This window comes from Mangrovibacter phragmitis (assembly GCF_040429585.1).
In the GTDB taxonomy this organism is placed as follows: domain Bacteria; phylum Pseudomonadota; class Gammaproteobacteria; order Enterobacterales; family Enterobacteriaceae; genus Mangrovibacter; species Mangrovibacter phragmitis.
Window position 1 is genome coordinate 218,446 of sequence record NZ_CP134782.1, and the last position, 19,149, is coordinate 237,594.

Annotated in this window: 15 protein-coding genes; 5 read left to right on the top strand and 10 right to left on the bottom strand. The window is 53.3% G+C overall.

Going from position 1 to position 19,149, the window contains the following annotated elements; genetic code table 11:
• Positions 1-158: 158 nt before the first annotated feature.
• From MPHASIOC01_RS01065 to MPHASIOC01_RS01075, 3 genes are read right to left on the bottom strand one after another with little or no spacing between them, the layout of a single operon-like run.
• Positions 159-1,466, bottom strand: a complete 1,308-nt coding sequence (locus tag MPHASIOC01_RS01065) for a TRAP transporter large permease (RefSeq protein WP_353613766.1) — start codon at positions 1,464-1,466, stop codon at positions 159-161.
• Positions 1,459-1,974, bottom strand: a complete 516-nt coding sequence (locus MPHASIOC01_RS01070; protein WP_064597621.1) for a TRAP transporter small permease — start codon at positions 1,972-1,974, stop codon at positions 1,459-1,461. The genes MPHASIOC01_RS01065 and MPHASIOC01_RS01070 overlap by 8 nt, the downstream gene beginning before the upstream one ends.
• Positions 1,971-2,969, bottom strand: a complete 999-nt coding sequence (locus MPHASIOC01_RS01075; protein ID WP_353613767.1) for a TRAP transporter substrate-binding protein — start codon at positions 2,967-2,969, stop codon at positions 1,971-1,973. Before MPHASIOC01_RS01075 ends, MPHASIOC01_RS01070 begins: the two co-directional genes overlap by 4 nt.
• A gap of 298 nt (positions 2,970-3,267) precedes the next feature.
• Here MPHASIOC01_RS01075 and sodA point away from each other — a divergent pair, with 298 nt between their 5' ends.
• Together sodA and yiiM are read left to right on the top strand one after the other, a co-directional pair.
• Positions 3,268-3,888: a superoxide dismutase [Mn] gene (gene sodA / locus MPHASIOC01_RS01080; protein ID WP_064597625.1), complete on the top strand. Its 621-nt coding sequence runs from the start codon at positions 3,268-3,270 to the stop codon at positions 3,886-3,888.
• Between the two features lie 1,531 nt (positions 3,889-5,419).
• On the top strand, positions 5,420-6,100 hold the full coding sequence (yiiM, locus tag MPHASIOC01_RS01085; protein ID WP_064597629.1) for a 6-hydroxyaminopurine reductase: 681 nt from the start codon (positions 5,420-5,422) through the stop codon (positions 6,098-6,100).
• Between the two features lie 215 nt (positions 6,101-6,315).
• Here yiiM and lldD read toward each other — a convergent pair whose 3' ends face one another.
• The 7 genes from lldD to MPHASIOC01_RS01120 form a co-directional block, all read right to left on the bottom strand.
• The gene (gene lldD, locus MPHASIOC01_RS01090) at positions 6,316-7,506 is read right to left on the bottom strand and encodes an FMN-dependent L-lactate dehydrogenase LldD (RefSeq protein WP_064597630.1); all 1,191 of its coding nucleotides are present in this window, start codon (positions 7,504-7,506) and stop codon (positions 6,316-6,318) included.
• Positions 7,507-7,509: 3 nt separating this feature from the next.
• Positions 7,510-8,292 (bottom strand): transcriptional regulator LldR, encoded by a 783-nt coding sequence (gene lldR, locus MPHASIOC01_RS01095; protein ID WP_064597631.1) that lies wholly within the window; start codon positions 8,290-8,292, stop codon positions 7,510-7,512.
• Positions 8,289-9,944 carry an L-lactate permease gene (gene lldP / locus MPHASIOC01_RS01100; protein ID WP_064597632.1) on the bottom strand — a complete coding sequence of 552 codons (1,656 nt, stop codon included), beginning with the start codon at positions 9,942-9,944 and terminating at the stop codon, positions 8,289-8,291. The genes lldR and lldP overlap by 4 nt, the downstream gene beginning before the upstream one ends.
• 252 nt (positions 9,945-10,196) lie before the next feature.
• Positions 10,197-10,559: a YibL family ribosome-associated protein gene (locus tag MPHASIOC01_RS01105; protein ID WP_064597634.1), complete on the bottom strand. Its 363-nt coding sequence runs from the start codon at positions 10,557-10,559 to the stop codon at positions 10,197-10,199.
• 132 nt (positions 10,560-10,691) lie between these two features.
• Positions 10,692-11,306: a mannitol operon repressor MtlR gene (gene mtlR / locus MPHASIOC01_RS01110; RefSeq protein WP_197499273.1), complete on the bottom strand. Its 615-nt coding sequence runs from the start codon at positions 11,304-11,306 to the stop codon at positions 10,692-10,694.
• Complete coding sequence (gene mtlD, locus MPHASIOC01_RS01115) at positions 11,281-12,420, bottom strand: mannitol-1-phosphate 5-dehydrogenase (RefSeq protein ID WP_353613768.1); 1,140 nt, start codon at positions 12,418-12,420, stop codon at positions 11,281-11,283. The genes mtlR and mtlD overlap by 26 nt, the downstream gene beginning before the upstream one ends.
• Positions 12,421-12,688: 268 nt before the next feature.
• Positions 12,689-14,614 carry a PTS mannitol transporter subunit IICBA gene (locus MPHASIOC01_RS01120; RefSeq protein WP_064597640.1) on the bottom strand — a complete coding sequence of 642 codons (1,926 nt, stop codon included), beginning with the start codon at positions 14,612-14,614 and terminating at the stop codon, positions 12,689-12,691.
• Between the two features lie 524 nt (positions 14,615-15,138).
• Here MPHASIOC01_RS01120 and MPHASIOC01_RS01125 point away from each other — a divergent pair.
• The 3 genes from MPHASIOC01_RS01125 (at position 15,139) to selB (ending at position 19,061) form a co-directional block, all read left to right on the top strand.
• Positions 15,139-15,747 (top strand): glutathione S-transferase, encoded by a 609-nt coding sequence (locus MPHASIOC01_RS01125; RefSeq protein ID WP_064597642.1) that lies wholly within the window; start codon positions 15,139-15,141, stop codon positions 15,745-15,747.
• Positions 15,748-15,819: 72 nt separating this feature from the next.
• Complete coding sequence (gene selA, locus MPHASIOC01_RS01130; protein WP_353613769.1) at positions 15,820-17,211, top strand: L-seryl-tRNA(Sec) selenium transferase; 1,392 nt, start codon at positions 15,820-15,822, stop codon at positions 17,209-17,211.
• On the top strand, positions 17,208-19,061 hold the full coding sequence (gene selB, locus MPHASIOC01_RS01135) for a selenocysteine-specific translation elongation factor (protein WP_353613770.1): 1,854 nt from the start codon (positions 17,208-17,210) through the stop codon (positions 19,059-19,061). Before selA ends, selB begins: the two co-directional genes overlap by 4 nt.
• Positions 19,062-19,149: the final 88 nt, after the last annotated feature.

Here is a 19,149-nt window from a genome sequence, read left to right on the forward strand (position 1 = left end):
GGTGATGAAAGCTGGCAAAAATCAGTGGGTGGGCGCGATGAAGATCACAATTCAGTATTTTGGTGAATAATTTGCGGTAAATTCGAGTCTTTTTGCTCGTTTAAACGCCGCCTGTCATCAAAAGCCCGCCAGTAGCCTGAACTGGCGGGCAGAATCCATTACATCACACCCAGTAAGCGGGGCAGGAATAATATGATTTCAGGTACAAAGGTAATCAGCAGCAGTACACCAATAATGGCAGCGTAGAAAGGCATTAACGGGCGGATGACGTCTTCTACTTTTACCCGGCCGACACTGGCGCCGACATACAACCCACTACCAACAGGTGGCGTGATCGTCCCGATCGCCAGGTTGTAGATCATAATGATCCCAAAATGCACTGGATCGACGCCCAGTTTCACCATAATTGGCAACAGGATTGGCGTGAAGATCAGAATCGCCGGGCCAATATCCATAAAAGCGCCAATCACCAGTAAAAACGCAGTAATCACCAGAAGAATAACGATTTTGTTCTCAGATATGCCCAGTAATAATTTGCTGAGCGCCGCCGGAATACTGGTTATCGACATGGAGAACGACATGGCAGAAGAGGTGGCAAGCAGGAACATAATAATGCCGGTCATAACCACGGTTTGCACAAAGACGCCGGGTAAATCTTTCAGCGCCAGGGTTTTGTACAACACCAGAGTCAGAAACAGGGTATACACCACCGCAATGGCTGAGGCCTCAATGGCGGTAAAAATCCCCATCACAATGCCACCTACGATAATCACAATCAGCAACAGGCTGGGTACGGCCTCCAGCGTTACTTTCCAGGCAACCCCTTTTTGCAGGGCGAAAAAGACACGGTAGTTGTTACGCTTAGCCACCACAAGTGTTACCAGCATGCAGCCCACACCCCACAGGCAACCTGCCACCATACCGCCAGCAAACAAGGCGGCAATAGATGTTCCGCCGCTTGCCAGCGCATAGAGAATGAATGCGGTAGTCGGCGGGATTAGCATCCCCGTGGGCGCGGAAGCAATGTTAACGGCTGAAGCAAAGCCCCGGTTATAGCCTTCTTTCGCGCTCATTGGCACCATCACGCCGCCAATAGAAGTCGAAGCGGCAATGGCCGAACCGGAAATTGCACCAAACATCATATTGCCGACGATGTTGGTATAAGAGAGTGAGCCTGGCAGCCTGCCAGTGAACAGTTTGGCAAAATTTACCAGCCGGGTGGCGATGCCGCCGCTGTTCATGATGACCCCGGAGAGAATAAAGAAAGGGACAGCCAGCAAAGAGAAACTGTCCAGGCTGGAAAACATTTTCTGTGCGGTGGCAAACATAGCGATGTCAAATGGCAGAACCAGCAGCATGGTGCTGCAGGAGGCCACCACAATACAGATACCAATGGGCGCACCTAACCCCAGAAGCACCACAAACACAGCGATTAACAGCCCGGAGGCCAGCACGGGATCAATCATGGTTTTCCTCCAGAGACGGGGTAGCAGTGTGTGGCACACCACGTAAATTTTTAACGGTCGCAGCAATGTTCAGGATGCTGTAAATGATGATAAGCAGGCCTGAAACCGGCAGAGCGTAGTAGACCTGGCCCATAGGAATTTGTAGCACCGGTGATACCTGAAGCATGGAAATACCGGCGATTTTTAACCCGCCAATAATCAGGATATAGAGTGAGAAGAGCGCAAAAGTCAGTTGCAGCACCAGCATCCACCAGGCACGCAGGTGCTCAGGCGCCTTATTAAGCAGCAGTGTCAGGCTGATATGTTCCTGTTTCCCGCACACGTAGGCCATGCCCAGCATAGAGAGCCATACCAAAGAAAAGCGCAGTAGTTCTTCAGTCCAGATGCTGGGCGCGCCTATGACATAGCGGCTGATTACCTGCCAGCAAACGACTACCACCATCATGGCGAGCAGGGTGCCACCCACAATTTCCAGACCGCGGTCCAGCATGCGTCGGATGTTATTCATAACCCCTTCCTCTTGTGTGATTCCATTGCGCGGATTTGTTGATACAGGTCATTCAACGCAGGCTTGCTCTCCAGGTTTTGGTAAATGGGCTGGACAGCTTGCTGGAATGGCGCGAGGTCAATATCGTTGAACACCACACCAAACTGGCTGACGGCGAGCTGTTTGGTGTCTTCAATGGCTTTATCCCACGCCGCTTTTTCGAACTCGATTGCGTCTTTCACGGCCTGTTGCACAATCGCCAGTTGTTCCGGGGTCAGCTTTTCTTTGGTGAGGTTGCTCATCAGCAGGATATCGGGAATACGGGTGTGCATATCGTAGGTGTAATAACGCGCCACTTCGCCGTGGCGGGCGATAGTCAGCGCGAATTCGTTATTCTCGGCACCATCCAGAATGCCTTGCTGGAGCGAGGTGTAAACTTCAGCCTGGCCCATGGCAATGGGTGATGCACCCAGTAGCCGCAACGTGGTGATGGCGGTTTCACTCTGCATAACCCGGATTTTTTTCCCTTTCAGGTCGTTAATGCTGCGAATGGGGCCTTTGCTCATATAAAAATTGCGTGCGCCGGAATCGAACCAGCCAATACCGGTGAACCCTTGTGGTGCGGTGGATTCATACACCGGCCGCATAATGTTCGGGTTGTCCATCACGGCATAGAAATGCGCTTTGCTGTTAAACAGATATGGCAGAGAAAACACACCATAGTAAGGTGAAAAGCTTTCCAGTAAACCTGAAGAGACCTTGGTGATATCCACAACACCCACCTGTGCCAGCTCTACCAGTTCGCGCTCGCCGCCCAGTTGCCCGTCTGGAAACCAGAGCACTTTAATATCACCATGAGTGCGTTGTTCAATCTGCTCGCCCAGGTAATGCAGCGCGTCTTTAACTGGCTGGCTGTTTTCTGCGTAGGCAATGCGTAAGACAGTTTCTGCGTGGCCGGGCAGGGAGAGAAGCAGGGCGAACAGGTAGGGTAAGATATTTCTGATATTTGGTTTCATATAAATCAGTCCGTTATTTTATTTTCGCCATTAAAGTGAAATGTACGTTGAAACCGGGGGGAATAACCTTTGTAGTTTTGCCAGCAACAGGTAAAAACTGGCGAGAAAAACAGGGTACTGGCGGGGGTTGTCACACTTTTACCTTTCACTACGCCTGGCGTTTTTTTCATCATGGTGGTGAAAAACCACACACTCTATACGGCATTGATAATCATTTTCAATATCATTTAAGTAACTATAATGACCAAACTGATTACGCGGCGCTAACAGCCGCCCGACAATAATGGAGATGAGAACGATGAGTTATACACTGCCATCCCTGCCTTATGCTTATGACGCGCTGGAACCGCACTTCGACAAAATGACGATGGAAATCCATCATACTAAGCACCATCAGACCTATGTGAATAACGCGAATGCTGCGCTGGAAAGCCTGCCAGAGTTCGCTTCATTATCTGCTGAAGAGCTGATCACCAAACTGGCTGAATTACCGGCAGACAAGCAAACTGTTCTGCGTAACAACGCGGGTGGCCATGCTAACCACAGCCTGTTCTGGAAAGGCCTGAAAACCGGTACCACTCTGCAGGGCGACCTGAAAGCGGCCATCGAACGTGATTTTGGTAGCGTTGAAAGCTTCCAGGAAACATTTGAAAAAGCGGCTGCAACCCGTTTTGGTTCTGGCTGGGCCTGGCTGGTGGTAAAAGATGGCAAACTGGCCGTGGTTTCTACCGCTAACCAGGACAACCCGCTGATGGGTGAAGCTATTTCTGGCGCTTCCGGCTTCCCGATTATTGGCCTGGATGTATGGGAACACGCTTATTACCTGAAATTCCAGAACCGCCGCCCGGATTACATTAAAGCATTCTGGAACGTAGTTAACTGGGACGAAGCTGCTGCCCGTTTCGCATCAGTGAAATAATCATGGTTCGATAGATAATCCCGGAGCTTTACAGGTGCTGGAGCCCGGCACAGTGACTGCCCCACAGGGAGCGTGGTGAACAGGCAATGGCATACCAGCCTGCTCCGGAGATTGTTCCAGCGTAAAAGAAGAAGGCCCGCATTTGCAGGCCTTCTTCTTTTTATAGAACGGGATTAAATATCATTAAACTCACGTACCAGGCGGCCTGTTCGGGTACCGCTCCGGGTCGGCATCCTGCCTCCCGTCGCTCTGCCTGCGTCCTGCAGGCAGCCCCGGTCCGCCAGACACGCCTCAACGATTTAGAGGCCACACCCACACACCCGCCTGTCATATCTCAGCAAAAAACACACAAAGACATACCAGGCACAGAACATACAGCCACACCAGACAACACAAGAAAATAGCCACTGGCAGCGGGGACAGTTCGCGTAAGACCGGTGAACCGCAGAAAGGAAGACAAGGTTATTCCGCCCGGACGGCGGAATAAGGCGAACCGAGGCATGGATGCCGAGTCGAGCCGGCCGCAGGCTGACTGCCCGGAGGTGAACGCAGTGCGCAGCACCGGTCGCCCGCGAAAACGGGGATTGCAAAGGGGGCGAGCCCCCTTAGCCCGTTCACAGGCTGTGAAGCCACATTGAGCGCATCACTTCAGGTGAACGGAACCCGCTACACTGACACACTGCAAGTAAATGGAAACAACCACACTGCAAGTGAACGAAACAGTCACCGCAGTAACAGTCATCTGCCAGTACTGAGCAAATTGCGCGCCGTGTCAGATGCACTGCTTTCTCTCACCCACTGCGCCCGGCGCCCGCAGGGGGCACTGGCCCCACCCCCTCTTGTGGCCGGCAAAATCGCCGCTTCGCGGACATTCGGCTTACCCCGGCGGCCTGTTCGGGTACCGCTCCGAGTCGGCATCCTGCCTCCCGTCGCTCTGCCTGCGTCCTGCAGGCAGCCCCGGCCCGCCAGGCACGCCTCAACGATTCAGAGGCCACACCCACACACCCGCCTGTCATATCTCAGCAAAAACATCAAAAAGACATACCAGACACAGAACATACAGCCACACCGAACCACACAAAAAAATAGCCACTTGCAGCGAGGGCCTGCTCGCGTAAGACCGGTGAACCGCAGAAAGGAAGACAAGGTTATTCCGCCCGGACGGCGGAATAAGGCGAACCGAGGCATGGATGCCGAGTCGAGCCGGCCGCAGGCTGACTGCCCGGAGGTGAACGTAGTGCGCAGCACCGGTCGCCCGCGAAAAACCGGATTGTTAAGGGGCGGGCCCCTTAACACGTTCACAGGCTGTGAAGCCACATTAACCACATCACTTCAAGTGAACGGAACTTTCACCGAACCGGCATCAGTGCAAAGTGAACGGAAACCGCCACACAGCCACACTGAAAAGTTCACCACACTGGCATCAGTGCAACCCCCCCCCCAGAACAATCCCCCACTAAATTCCTGTTGCAATCCTGCACCTGACAAGCGAGCCTTTATTAAGACCGCCCGTGCTTGCAAGGAGAGTAGTATGCGTTACCCCGTCCAGGTTTATACCGGCACCATCAAGGATTACCCCGGCAGCCGCCCCAGTGCTATTGCCAAATACCAGCGTGAAGGTGAACTATTGCTGACTCCTTTGGGCCTGGAAGGCGACAGCCAGGCAGAAGTTGGTATTCACGGCGGGCCGGATCGGGCGTTGTGCCACTACCCCCGGGAGCATTATGAAGCCTGGGCTCAGTCTTTCCCGGAACAGGCTGGTTTGTTTGCGCCTCCGGCACTGGGAGAAAACCTTTCCACCACCGGGCTGACCGAGCGCAATGTGCACATTGGCGATATTTTTTGCTGGGGTGATACGCTGATCCAGGTCACTCAGCCCCGTTCGCCATGTTTTAAACTGAACTTTCACTTCGGCATTAGCGACTTTTCCCGGCAAATACAGGAAACCGGGCGCTGTGGCTGGTTGTATCGTGTGGTCAGCCCTGGAAAAGTGTATACGGATAAGCCGCTGGAGCTGGTCTCTCGCGTAAGTGATATCTCGGTTTACCAGGCCGCAGCCATTGCCTGGCATATGCCGTTTGATGATGAACAGTACCACCTGTTGTTAAGTGCTGCCGGGTTGTCTGCCTCCTGGACGAAAACCCTGCAGAAACGCCGCCTCACAGGAAAGATTGAAGACTTCTCGCACCGTTTGTGGGGTAAGAAAAGCTGAATGGTGGTAACTGATAAGCGCCCTGTAAGGGCGCTTTATATTGATGAAAAAGAAGGAAAAAGCGTGATTTTTCCTTCTTTTTAGTTAGCGGGTGAAAATCAATGGATTGATTTTCCAGGTTTTTTTATTGGGTGGCTTCCTCTCGTTCTGTGCGGACATGAGGTTTGTAATCAGACTCAAGCGCCCGGTGCGGGCGCTTTGGAAAAGGCGGGTTATCAGGCAGCATCAGGGTGGTGGGGCACACTACTGAGTGTATGGTGAATTTCCGCACCTGCCTGCACCAGTGAATCGCGGCTGATATCCTTGATGGTGTTGGCGCCAGTCAGTGTCATGGCAACCCGCATCTCTTTTTCAATCAACTGCAACAGGTTTGCCACACCTGCTTCGCCGTGGGTTGCCAGCGCATAGAGATAAGCGCGCCCCAGTAAGGTACTGTCGGCACCCAGCGCAATCATGCGTACCACATCCAGCCCATTGCGAATGCCGCTGTCGGCCAGAATAGTGATATCCCCTTTTACCGCATCGGCAATGGCGGGCAGGGCGCGGGCAGAAGAGAGCACGCCGTCCAGTTGCCGCCCACCATGGTTAGAAACCACAATGCCATCGGCACCAAAACGTACTGCGTCGCGGGCATCGTCCGGGTCGAGGATCCCTTTGATTACCATTGGGCCATCCCAGAATTCACGGATCCACTCCAGGTCTTTCCAGCAAATTGATGGGTCGAAATTTTTTGCCAGCCAGCCGATATAATCTTCCAGTCCCGTGGGTTTGCCCAAATAAGCGGAAATATTCCCTAAATCATGAGGGCGACCAAACAGGCCCACATCCCATGACCAGGACGGGTGTGTTACCGCTTGCCAGTAGCGGCGTAGTGCGGCATAGGGGCCGCTCATACCTGAGTGGGCGTCACGGTAACGCGCGCCAGGTGTTGGCATATCTACGGTGAATACCAGCGTTGTGCAGCCGGCGGCTTTGGCGCGTTCCAGAGCATTACGCATAAAACCGCGGTCTTTTAACACATATAACTGGAACCACATTGGCCGGTTAATCGCCGGGGTGACTTCTTCAATAGGGCACACTGAAACAGTGGACAAGGTAAACGGAATGCCGTGTGCCGCTGCCGCGCGGGCTGCCTGAACTTCGCCTCGCCGGGCATACATGCCACACAAACCCACCGGGCCAAGAGCAACTGGCATACTAAGGGTTTCGTTGAACAGTTTCGTTTCAAGGCTCAGCTCAGCCATATTGTTCAGGACCCGCTGGCGCAGGGCAACGTCCGATAAGTCTGCGACATTGCGTTTGAGCGTATGTTCGGCATAGGCTCCGCCATCAATATAGTGAAACAGAAATGGTGGTAATTTGCGTTGCGCTGCGGCGCGATAGTCGCTGGCGGCAGAAATAATCATGCTTCATTCTCCCTGGGAATAATCAGTGTCAGTATCAGGCAGGCGAGTAACCCGTGCCTGGCGGGCTTCGTCTTCATCCAGCCGTTTAATAGTGGTATGCACAAAACCTAAATGGTGAGTGGCGGCTTTGCGTGCAGCCTCCGCGTCGCCCATCAGAATGGCATCCAGCATCCTCTGATGCTGCTCTGTTAACTGGGCGAAAATCGGCGGGTGGGTGTACATGCGCTGGCGGCTTTGCATCACTGAGGATTGCAGTAAATCGAAAAAACCCCGCATGGTTTGCAGTAACACCACGTTGTGTGACGCTTCTGCCACAGCAAGGTGAAAGCGCAGGTCAGCCTGAGCCGCCAGATTAGGATCATCACTCTCTTTAAATTGTAGCGTGGCGTCAAAACAGTATTGCAGGCGTTCTTTATCAGCAGGCGTTGCCCGCATTGCAGCGTGCCAGGCGGTACTGGCTTCAATGGCGTATCGGGCTTCCAGAATATCGTAACGGTAGTCCGGGTCATCGGCCATCAGGTGGCGAATGGGTTGCACAATGCGTTGCTCTGACCAGGGTTCCAGTTGGTAGCGAATAAAGGTACCGCCTCCGCGCCTGCTTAACAGCAAGCCTTCACTAATCAGCATTTGCAGTGCTTCGCGCAGGGAATTGCGCGAAACACCCAGTTCGACAGCCAGTTGGCGTTCAGCGGGCAAACGCATGCCCGCTTCCAGTTTGTGTTCACGAATATAACCGCGCAGGCGTTCAACCAGTTGCTCTGCGCGGCGGGGTAAAACTAACGTCATGGAATCATCCAGGTTAAAAAATAGGCCTGCAGTGTGGTAATCGCGCCCACCATGCAGGTGAAGATCAGGCTGTGTTTTACCGTGAAGCGGAACAGGTCTGCTTCTTTACCCACCAGGCCCACAGCCGCACAGGCAATGGCGATGGATTGCGGCGAGATCATTTTGCCCGTAACACCGCCAGTGGTATTGGCTGTCACCATTAACAAGTCAGAAACACCAATTTGCTGGGCTGCCGTTGCCTGTAATGCGGCAAACAGGGCATTGGATGAGGTATCTGAACCTGTCAGGAACACGCCAAGCCAGCCCAGGAAGGGTGAGAAGAAGGTAAAGGCTGGCCCGGTGTGGGCGAGTGCCAGTGCCAGGGTGGACGACAAGCCTGAGTAATTGGAGATAAACGCGAAAGCCAGCACCATCCCAATGGAATAAATCGGCAGCAACAGGTCGCGCACTGTTTCGTTGAAGGTTGCCAGTGCTGCGCGTGGCTTCATTTTCAGCCAGACAATAGAAAGCAACGCGGCGAACAGAATGGCGGTACCGGTGGCAGACAGGTAATCAAATTTAAATACTGCCGGGTAAGGGGTGCTGTTGGCCACAACAGGCGGCATACGGGCCACCAGGTTATCCAGGAACGGGACAGAAACTTTAACCACCCAGTGCGCCAGCGGGCCATCAGCCGCAAACAGGGCTTTAAATGGCGGAATGCTCCACAGTGTGACTGTCGCGGTTAAAAACAGAAACGGGGTCCAGGCGCGAATTACCTGGCCACGGGTATAATTCTTGCGAGCCAGTGTCTGGTCGACAACTGCGGCAGACACATCGCCAAAGCGGAAAATACGGGCAGGTTTCCAGCGGCGTAAAAACAACGTCAGGCACACCAGTGATACCAGTGAAGAGATGATATCCGGCAACTCCGGGCCCAGCAGGTTAGAGCTCAGAAACTGGGCAATGGCGAATGAACCACCGGCAACCATCACCGCAGGCCAGGTTTCTTTCATGCCGCGCCAGCCATCCATAATCGCCATGATCCAGAACAGCACAATAATGGTCAGGAAGGGTAACTGGCGGCCAACCATCTGGCCGATATGGAAACTGTCCAGCCCGGTTACTTGCCCGGCAACCAGAATTGGAATGCCCATCGCGCCAAATGCCACCGGCGCTGTGTTAACAATCAGGCACAGGCCCGCCGCATACAGTGGGTTAAACCCCAGCCCAACCAGCAGTGCTGCGGTAATGGCAACAGGTGCACCAAACCCTGCCGCGCCTTCCAGAAATGCGCCAAAGGAGAAGCCCACAATCAGCATTTGCAAGCGCTGGTCTGGCGTGATGGAGAGAATCGAGGCCCGGATAATATCGAACTGGCCGGTTTTTTCAGAAATACGGTACACAAATACGGCGGCGATAATTATCCAGGCAATCGGCCACAAGCCATAGAAGAAACCATATCCCACCGAAGCCAGCGCCCGGTCAACCGGCATCCGGTAGAAAAACAGTGCTACCAGTAAGGCTATCACTACAGTGAATGTTGCCGCCTGGTAGCCTTTCATTTTGAGCTTTATCAGGGCGAAGAAGAAAAACAGAATCGGCAGCGCGGCTATCAGGCTGGACAGCCAGATATTGCCTGCGGGGTCGTAGTTCTGATGCCAAAGATGCATAGCAGGTGTCTCCCGGGAACCTTTTTATTGCCTTCAGGCTCGCGTTTACCAGATGATACTGGTTACGCTTTTGTAAAATTGGTTCCACCAATGTAGGGTTGTAGGTTAAATGCCAATAAATAGTTAACCCTGTGTTAACGAAAAGCAACGCTATTGCGACGGTTTTTTATCTTGTGTGAAGAAGAGGGAATATTCAGGGGGAATTGGTAGGACCAAAAAGCCCACTCGTCGAGGACTGAGTGGGCAGATAATTCAGAATGCAGTGCGGGAGAAACCGGTCATCACTTTCAGGCCCATTTCACGGCCGAGTGCCGTCATCGGGTGCACGACCACCAGGCCACGGACGCTTTTTTTGAGTTTGCCCATATCCGCCTGCTCTTTTTTGGTGATTTCCCGGCGAAACGGCATACCCAGTAGCTTTTGGGCTTCTTTGCTCAGCTTTTGATTAACAACCTGGTGTAACCGGGTTATCTCGGTTTCCAGTGTCTCTTTTTCTGCCGCCAGTTCACTGTATTTCTCCGCATCGTTAACCAGAGAAAGGCTGGCTTGTTGGTGGTTAATCGCGTCGAGGCGGTCGCTCAGGCGTTTGATTTCGTTTTTTTCTACGTCTTTCATGTTACTTACTCAGGGCTGTCTGGTTTGTGGCAAGAATACACTATTTCCGCGTGGGCTGCCTGTCATGGCGTAAGAGAACGGGAGAACGGTGAAGTCGCTCAGGTGTTGCGGCGCAATTGAGCCGCAAAGAGATCACTTTTTTTGAAAGGCCTTTTTCAGGCTGATGGTGGAGATAAGTTCAGTTAACGAAAGCACCATGGTGGATCGCACCATTTGTTGGTAACGCTGGCGTTGCATGGTTAGCAGGCTGGCATCGGCACCTTCCAGTAACACTGGCGTGGGTGGCAGTGCGGCAACACAGTGTAATTCACCAAATGGGCCGAGAATTTCGTCATCAGTAAAACTGTACTCATTACCATCGTGGTTCAGTTCTTCACGCAGGGCGATAAGCAATTCGCAGTCTTCATATTCCAGGCGGTTCAGTACACCCAGACCATAAATCAGCTTTAACCGTACCGCGAGATCGCCCAGCGGACCATTGCCATGCAGCAGGGGTTCCACCGCGTATTTAACGGCATAATCGTCTTTGCGAAAGACCTGGAGCACCAGAATATTGACGGCTTCCGTAAGTAATTCTACGGCTGCTATCAAGAAGCTTCTTACGGTTTTGCCAGCATTCAGACGCTCAAGCACACGGTTTTCAAATGCCTGTGGTTCTTCCATCTTTGCCTGCATACCTGACAATCTTCCAGGGCGCGTGACCGCGCCCGTTATTTCATCTTCAGGCGTTGAATGCTGCAACGACATCATTGGCGACATCGCTGTTCGCATCGAGCCCGGAAACGTCTGCCAGAGCAGCTCGAGGGCCTTTTTCCGCCAGTAATTTTGCTAACTCCTGAGCTTGCGAATCCTGTTCACTGTGGTAGTGCATTGCCGCGGCAATACCTTTCACCAGGTTCGGGTGAGGCAAGCCATATTCCAGTGTCCCCAGCAGCGGTTTGATCAAACGGTCGCCCGCGCTCAGTTTACGCAATGGCTGGCGACCAACTCGTTCCACATCATCTTTCAGATATGGGTTCTCAAAACGACCAAGGATTTTCTGGATATAGGCTGCGTGTTTCTCTGCATCAAAGCCATAACGCTTGATGAGCACCGCGCCGCTCTCTTCCATTGCGCCTTTTACAACAGCGCGAATTGCCGGGTCAAGGATGGCATCACGAATCGTCTGGTGACCCGCCATTTGACCAAGGTACGCGGTTATAGCATGCCCGGTGTTCAGCGTGAAGAGCTTACGTTCAACAAATGCCATCAGGTTATCAGTTAATTCCATTCCTTTGATGGCAGGCAGCTCGCCAACGAACTGGGTTTTGTCGACAATCCACTCGCTGAAGGTTTCAACAGTGACTTCCAGTGGGTCATTGGTGGCTTCGGAAGGGGGAACAATACGGTCAACGGCAGAGTCAACAAAACCGATGTGGCTTTCTACCCAGGTTTTATCCTCGTCACTCAGTGCATTGAATACATGGCCTTTCAGCTGTGTGGTGCCGCGCACCATGTTTTCACAGGCGATAATATTGAGTGGGGTGTCGTTACCCTGGGATTTACGTAACACCAGGCCTTTGGCGATAGCTGGTGCGATACGCTCCAGAATTTGTGGGCCTACCGCGGTAGTCACCAGGTCTACACTGGCAATCAGTTTCACCACCTCATCACCGATGCTGCTGACGGCATCCACACCGGTAACGGTATCAATTTGCTTTTCTTCACCAACAACATGTACCTGGTAGCTGTGGCGTGCGTTTAATGCATCCAGTACCACCTGGTTAACATCTGCGAATGTCAGGCTGATACCGGCATCTGCCAGCAGTTTGCCGATAAAGCCCCGACCGATATTACCTGCGCCGAAATGTAATGCTTTCATGTGTAAACCTTCTCTAAATTATGGCTCCCGAAGAGGGCTAAGGTGAGTTACGTGGCTCAATCATCGCCTCACCGTAACCCTCTCCTGTGAAGGAGAGGGGAGATACGTTTTTATTGCCAGAATCGCTCAACGCCACTTCTGGCTATTATCTTGCTTTGTGCTGGCGAAGGGGTGTGCCATAGCCAGCGGTGCATCTGTTGCGCGTTTACCTGGTGTTGGCTGTTGCGCGATGCGTATCCTGTGCGGCTGCGAACGGCCGCACAGGGTATTACGCAGCCTGTTTGCCAGACAGCAGGTCCAGAACTTCCTGGACACTGGTGGTGGCGGCAAGGCGTTCAATCACACTCTCATCATCCAGTGCGTTGGTGAGGCTGGTGATAACCTGAATGTGTTCGTTATTGCGTGCTGCAATACCGATAACCAGACGGGCGATATCATCTTCTTCTTCACCAAAACGCACACCTTCCGGATACTGGCAGAACACCACACCGGTTTTCAGAACGCGGTCTTTGGCTTCTACTGTACCGTGCGGTACCGCGATAGACTCACCCAGGTAAGTCGGGGTCAGCTTTTCTCGGTCCAGCATGGCTTCAACGTACTCTGGCTGAACATAACCCCCTTTCACCAGTTGTTCACCGGCAAAACGGATGGCTTCTTCTTTAGTGGCAGCTTTGCGGCCAAGGAACACGTTATCTGCACCCAGGCGGAACAAGCCTTCTTCACTGGAGGTGAAGCTGTCTTCCAGGCTGTGCATCACTTTGGTTTCTTTCTCACTCAGGTGCTGGGATTCCAGCAGACGGTCAGTGAGGTTGGCATACAGGCTGCTGTCGAGGAAGTTGGTCAGTGAAATATGCTGAGCCTGAGGAGCCTGGCGCATAGCGCGCTCTGTCAGGTCGCGGTGCGTAATCACAATATCAACATCATCTGGCAGGCTGTTGATTGCACAGTTGGTTACTGAAATATGGTTCAGGCCGGCATTCTGGACTTTCTTACGCAGTACACCCGCACCCATTGCGCTGGAACCCATACCGGCGTCACAGGCAACAATGATTTTGCGTACATGGCTCAGGTCGTTGCTCAGGCCCGCACCAACAGCCAGCGGCGCACCAGCACCTTTAGACTGTGCTTTCATGTCGTGCATACGTGCAGTAGCTGCTTCCAGATCGTCTTCTTCTTTTACTTTGCTGGTTTTCAGCAGAACAGAAGCAATCACGAAGGAAACTGCCATGGCGGCGAAAATTGCAGTAATGTTAGCGAAGTAGGTACCTTTCGGGGTCATGGCCAGTACAGCCAGAATAGAACCCGGAGAAGCTGGAGAAACCAGGCCGCCGTGCAGCACGGTCAGAGTAAACACGCCAGTCATACCACCGAAAATAACGGCCAGCAGCAGACGCGGGTTCATCAGCACATACGGGAAGTAAATTTCGTGGATACCACCCAGGAAGTGGATGATAGCCGCACCGCCAGCGGACTGCTTGGCACTACCACGGCCGAAGAACATGTACGCCATCAGGATACCCATACCCGGGCCCGGGTTAGCTTCAATCAGGAAGAAGATAGATTTCCCGAGTTCATGAGATTGCTGGATACCCAACGGTGAGAAGATACCGTGGTTGATTGCGTTGTTGAGGAACAGAATTTTTGCCGGTTCAACAAAGATGGAAGCCAGCGGCAGCATGTCGTGTACGACCATGAAGTTAACGCCAACCGCCAGCACTTTTGACAGCACTTCAACAGCCGGGCCAATGCCAAGGAACGCCAGCATAGCCAGTAACATACCGATGATACCGGCAGAGAAGTTGTTCACCAGCATTTCGAAGCCGGAACGAATTTTACCGTCTACGAAACCATCGAATTTTTTAATGCAGTAACCGCCCAACGGTCCGGCAATCATTGCACCAAGGAACATTGGAATATCGGCGCCAACAATCACGCCCATGGTGGTAATCGCACCCACCACGCCACCGCGCTCATTGCCCACCAAACGGCCACCGGTGTAACCAATCAACAACGGCAACAGGTAGGAGATCATCGGCCCTACCAGTTTTGCCATCGTTGCGTTAGGCAACCAGCCTGTTGGAATAAATAACGCGGTGATAATACCCCAGGCGATAAATGCGCCAATGTTCGGCATTACCATATTGCTGAGAAAACGACCAAAGCTTTGCACCTTGATCTTGATATCGGATGACATAGAACACCCCTTCTTCTGTTTACGCGCTGGGATTCAACCCGGGTTTTATTGTTAACTGTGTCGGCAGAGGTAAGCGCCGAATTGATTCAGTGACGCGAATCTGGCACTTAACCGTGAATCTGTCCAGTCACCGGATATTTGTGTGATCAATATCACTATTTCATTGGGTCTTTATGGGGGTGTTTAGTGATTTTGATCACAAAAAATCAGTGTAAAAAAAACACAATGCGAAAAAAAGATGCCATATGAGCATGTAAATGTGATGTTAATCACATTTTAACGCGCGTTGTTTGTTTGTATTTTGTGATATTCATCACAATCTATTTTTGCGGTTTTTCCTGATTGTGATCAATAGCAACTTCGTGGTGTGGCCTGTCGGAACGGAATGAAAGTAAATTACATGTTAAATTTTTTCTGCAGGGCATGCCGTGCCGCAGGGGAATAGCGTATGATTTGAGGTAACGCTCACTTTTCATGATGTACTGGCATTTCACAATGCTCATTCACTGATGAGGGTTCTGCGCATGAAACTGGTCGGGAGTTACACAAGCCCTTTTGTTCGTAAAATATCGGTGCTGTTGCTGGAAAAAGGCATGGCCTTCGACTTTGTCAATGACTCGCCGTGGAATGAAAATAGCCATGTTGCGCAGTCTAATCCATTGGGGAAAGTACCGGTTCTGATTGCTGATGACGGTGCCTGCTGGTTTGACTCACCAGTTATTGCCTCTTTTCTGGAACTGACTCAGCCCGTGCCAGCCAGTATTCCGTCAGACCCGTATGCGGCTTTGCAGGTACGCCAGCTTGAAGCACTGGCCGACGGTGTCATGGATGCCGCTATTCTCTCTTTCCGTGAACAGCAACGCCCGGCAGCACACCAACTGGAAAGTGAACTGGTGCGCCAGCGGGAAAAAATACTGCGTGGGTTAGATGCGCTGGATGAAGCCGCCAAAAACGGGGCATTCAATACGCAACAACTTGATGTCGCGACTATTGCTGTGGGTTGTGCGATGGGCTACCTGAATTTTCGCCGTATCGCACCTGGCTGGTGTGTGGACCGCCCGCATCTGGTTAAATTGGTAGAGCAACTCTTTCAGCGTGACAGTTTTGCCCGCACTGAACCGCGTGTCGCTTGATCTCCGCTCAGGAAACCGGGGAAATCCCCCGGTACACTTTACTTTTGTCTTTTCAATGGCACTGCACACACTATGACTCAGGATCTCCGTCAGTTATTCAGCCAGATTCCGGCTATTGACCGTTTACTGCATGACCCGCAGATAACGCCGCTGGTGGCGCGTTTTGGGCACACGCTAGTGGTGAATGCGCTGCGTGAACGGGTACAGCAGGCCCGGCAATCCATTCTCCAGGCGCAGGTGTTACCTGCCTGGGCACAAAACTGGGCCACCGCCGTGGCGCAATACCTTGAGCAGGCAGGAAGGCCCGCCATTCGCCGTGTATTTAACCTGACAGGCACAGTGTTGCATACTAACCTGGGGCGCGCATTACAGGCTGAAGCAGCGGTACATGCTGTGTGTGATGCCATGCGCTACCCGGTAACCCTGGAGTACAGCCTGGATGGCGCGAGCCGTGGGCACCGGGACCAGGCGGTGGCTGGTTTGCTCTGCCAGCTCACTGGCGCGGAAGATGCCTGTGTGGTCAATAACAACGCCGCAGCGGTGCTGCTTATGCTGGCGGCGACCGCCGCAGGGAAAGAAGTGGTGGTGTCTCGTGGTGAACTGGTCGAAATCGGCGGGGCTTTCCGTATCCCCGATGTTATGCGCCAGGCCGGATGCCAGTTAGTGGAAGTCGGGACAACCAACCGAACCCACAGCAAGGATTACCGCCAGGCGGTGACAGAAAACACCGCATTATTAATGAAAGTGCACACCAGTAACTACCAGGTGATGGGCTTTACTGCCAGTGTCAGCGAAGCGCAACTGGTGGCGGAAGCTCAAGCGTACGGCATTCCGGTGGTCACTGATCTTGGCAGTGGTTCGCTGGTGGATATGCGTACCTGTGGTTTACCGCCAGAGCCGATGCCACAGCAACTGATTGCCGATGGGGTTAGCCTGGTGAGTTTCTCTGGCGATAAACTGCTCGGCGGACCACAGGCCGGGATTATTGTCGGCAAGAAAGAACTGATTACAAAAATCCAGCAACACCCGCTTAAACGCGCCCTGCGTGCCGATAAAATGACGCTTGCCGCTCTGGAAGCCACCCTGCGTTTGTATCTGCAACCCGAAACATTATTCGAGAATTTACCTACCCTGCGCCTGCTGCACCGTGACGCGGCGGCGATTCATGAACAAGCGCAGCGCCTGCTGCCTGCACTGGTGGCTCATTACAGCCCGGCGTTTACTGTGGCGGTGCAGCCTTGCCTGTCTCAGCCCGGAAGTGGGGCTTTGCCGGTAGATTCTCTGCCCAGTGCGGCACTGACTTTCACTCCGGTTTCCGGGCAGGGCAGTGAGCTGGAAGCGCTGGCTGCGCGTTTGCGTGGCCTACCGGTGCCGGTGATTGGGCGTATTGCCGGTGGTGGGCTGTGGCTGGATTTACGTTGCCTGGAAGATGAAGCGGGATTACTGGAGATGTTACTGCAATGATTATTGCCACTGCGGGCCATGTTGATCATGGGAAAACCTCGCTGATTCAGGCGTTGACCGGGGTGAATGCAGACCGTTTGCCTGAAGAAAAACAGCGCGGTATGACAATTGACCTGGGTTTTGCCTACTGGCCGCAACCCGATGGCCGCGTGATTGGGTTTATTGATGTACCGGGGCACGAAAAATTCCTCGCGAATATGCTGGCAGGTGTGGGCGGTATCGACCATGGCTTGCTGGTGGTTGCCTGCGATGATGGCGTAATGGCGCAAACCCTGGAGCATCTGGCGATTTTACAACTGACCGGGCAACCGGGTTTAACCGTGGTGCTGACGAAATCAGACCGGGTTAGTGCGGAACGCATTGAAGATGTGCGTGAAAGCGTGCACCACTTGCTGCTGGCTTATGGCTGGCATGAAGCACAGTTTTTCGTTACTTCGGTATCTGATGGTACTGGTATTGATGGGTTACGTGAGCATCTGCTGGCTTGTGAAGAGCAGTCTCATCGCACGGCGTGGCGCTTTCGCCTGGCTATCGACCGTGCGTTTACTGTCAAAGGTGCCGGGCTGGTGGTTACGGGTACCGCGCTGTCGGGCACGGTACAGGTTGGGGATACATTGTGGCTGGCTGGCGCAGATAAACCCATGCGGGTGCGTGGGTTGCATGCACAAAACCAGCCAGTACAACAGGCTACTGCCGGTCAGCGTATTGCGCTGAACCTGAGTGGCGACGCGCAGAAAGCAGATATCAGCCGTGGCGACTGGTTGCTGGAGCACAGCCCACCGGCCCCCGGCGCTGAGCGTGTTATTGTCACACTAAGGAGCCACAGCCCGCTCCAGCAGTGGCAGCCGCTGCATATTTACCACGGTGCCAGTCATATCACCGGGCGGGTTTCGATACTGGAAGATGACCTGGCCGAATTGGTGCTCGACACGCCTTTGTTGCTGGCTGACAACGATTATCTGGTATTGCGGGATATCAGCGCCCGGCAAACCCTGGCTGGGGCGCGCGTCTTGCTGCTTAACTCACCCAAACGCGGTAAGCGTCAGCCTGAGTTTCTTGCCTGGCTGAAACAACTGGCCCGATGCGAGGACGATGAATCCGTACTGAGGTGCCACTTGCAACGCCATGCTGTCTCACTGGCTGATTTCGCCTGGGCGCGGCAACTGCGCGAGCCTGAAATTAGCCAACTGGCACAAAGTACGGCTTTGTGTGTGGAAGGCCAGGTGGTGGGTAGCGGGCTTGCCCGCCGCTGGCAGGAAAAACTGCTGGCAACGCTTGCCGAGTACCACCAAAACCATGATGACCAGCCCGGCCCCGGGCGTGAGCGCTTGCGCCGTATGGCACTGCCCACAGAGCATGAAGGCCTGGTACTGGGGCTGATTGAACAATTACGCCAGCAAGGTGAAGTTGTCAGCCGCCAGGGCTGGCTGCATTTGCCTGGTCATGAACCAGGGTTTTCTCCGGCGGCAGAAGCTATCTGGCGCAAAGTGGAAGGGTTGTTTGCCGATGACCCCTGGTGGGTGCGCGACCTGGCAAAAAAAGCGGGCGAGGATGAACAAACTATGCGCCAGGTATTACGCCAGGCCGCACAACTCGGGCTGATCACGGCGATTGTGAAAGATCGTTACTACCGGCAGGAACGCATTCAGCAGTTTGCTGATCTGATCCGCGCGCTTGACCCCGAAAACGGATCCACCAGTGCGGCGGATTTCCGCGATCAGCTGGGTATTGGCCGCAAACTGGCGGTGCAAATTCTGGAATATTTCGACCGCACCGGCTTCACCCGCCGCCGGGGCAACGACCATTTACTGCGTGACCGGAATTTGTTTCAGGCTCCTCCTGCCAGCTAATTTCCCCTCCCATATCACAAACCCACGGAATTTTTTCCGTGGGCATTTTACATTTTAGGACTGGTTCCACATAATTTCGGTTAAATTC

Excerpts from the sequence above, each read along its gene's own strand:
- MPHASIOC01_RS01065 (WP_353613766.1), bottom strand. The coding sequence starts at position 1,466 with ATGATTGATCCCGTGCTGGCCTCCGGGCTGTTAATCGCTGTGTTTGTG.
- MPHASIOC01_RS01070 (WP_064597621.1), bottom strand. The coding sequence starts at position 1,974 with ATGAATAACATCCGACGCATGCTGGACCGCGGTCTGGAAATTGTGGGT.
- MPHASIOC01_RS01075 (WP_353613767.1), bottom strand. The coding sequence starts at position 2,969 with ATGAAACCAAATATCAGAAATATCTTACCCTACCTGTTCGCCCTGCTT.
- sodA (WP_064597625.1), top strand. The coding sequence starts at position 3,268 with ATGAGTTATACACTGCCATCCCTGCCTTATGCTTATGACGCGCTGGAA.
- yiiM (WP_064597629.1), top strand. The coding sequence starts at position 5,420 with ATGCGTTACCCCGTCCAGGTTTATACCGGCACCATCAAGGATTACCCC.
- lldD (WP_064597630.1), bottom strand. The coding sequence starts at position 7,506 with ATGATTATTTCTGCCGCCAGCGACTATCGCGCCGCAGCGCAACGCAAA.
- lldR (WP_064597631.1), bottom strand. The coding sequence starts at position 8,292 with ATGACGTTAGTTTTACCCCGCCGCGCAGAGCAACTGGTTGAACGCCTG.
- lldP (WP_064597632.1), bottom strand. The coding sequence starts at position 9,944 with ATGCATCTTTGGCATCAGAACTACGACCCCGCAGGCAATATCTGGCTG.
- MPHASIOC01_RS01105 (WP_064597634.1), bottom strand. The coding sequence starts at position 10,559 with ATGAAAGACGTAGAAAAAAACGAAATCAAACGCCTGAGCGACCGCCTC.
- mtlR (WP_197499273.1), bottom strand. The coding sequence starts at position 11,306 with ATGTCGTTGCAGCATTCAACGCCTGAAGATGAAATAACGGGCGCGGTC.
- mtlD (WP_353613768.1), bottom strand. The coding sequence starts at position 12,420 with ATGAAAGCATTACATTTCGGCGCAGGTAATATCGGTCGGGGCTTTATC.
- MPHASIOC01_RS01120 (WP_064597640.1), bottom strand. The coding sequence starts at position 14,614 with ATGTCATCCGATATCAAGATCAAGGTGCAAAGCTTTGGTCGTTTTCTC.
- MPHASIOC01_RS01125 (WP_064597642.1), top strand. The coding sequence starts at position 15,139 with ATGAAACTGGTCGGGAGTTACACAAGCCCTTTTGTTCGTAAAATATCG.
- selA (WP_353613769.1), top strand. The coding sequence starts at position 15,820 with ATGACTCAGGATCTCCGTCAGTTATTCAGCCAGATTCCGGCTATTGAC.
- selB (WP_353613770.1), top strand. The coding sequence starts at position 17,208 with ATGATTATTGCCACTGCGGGCCATGTTGATCATGGGAAAACCTCGCTG.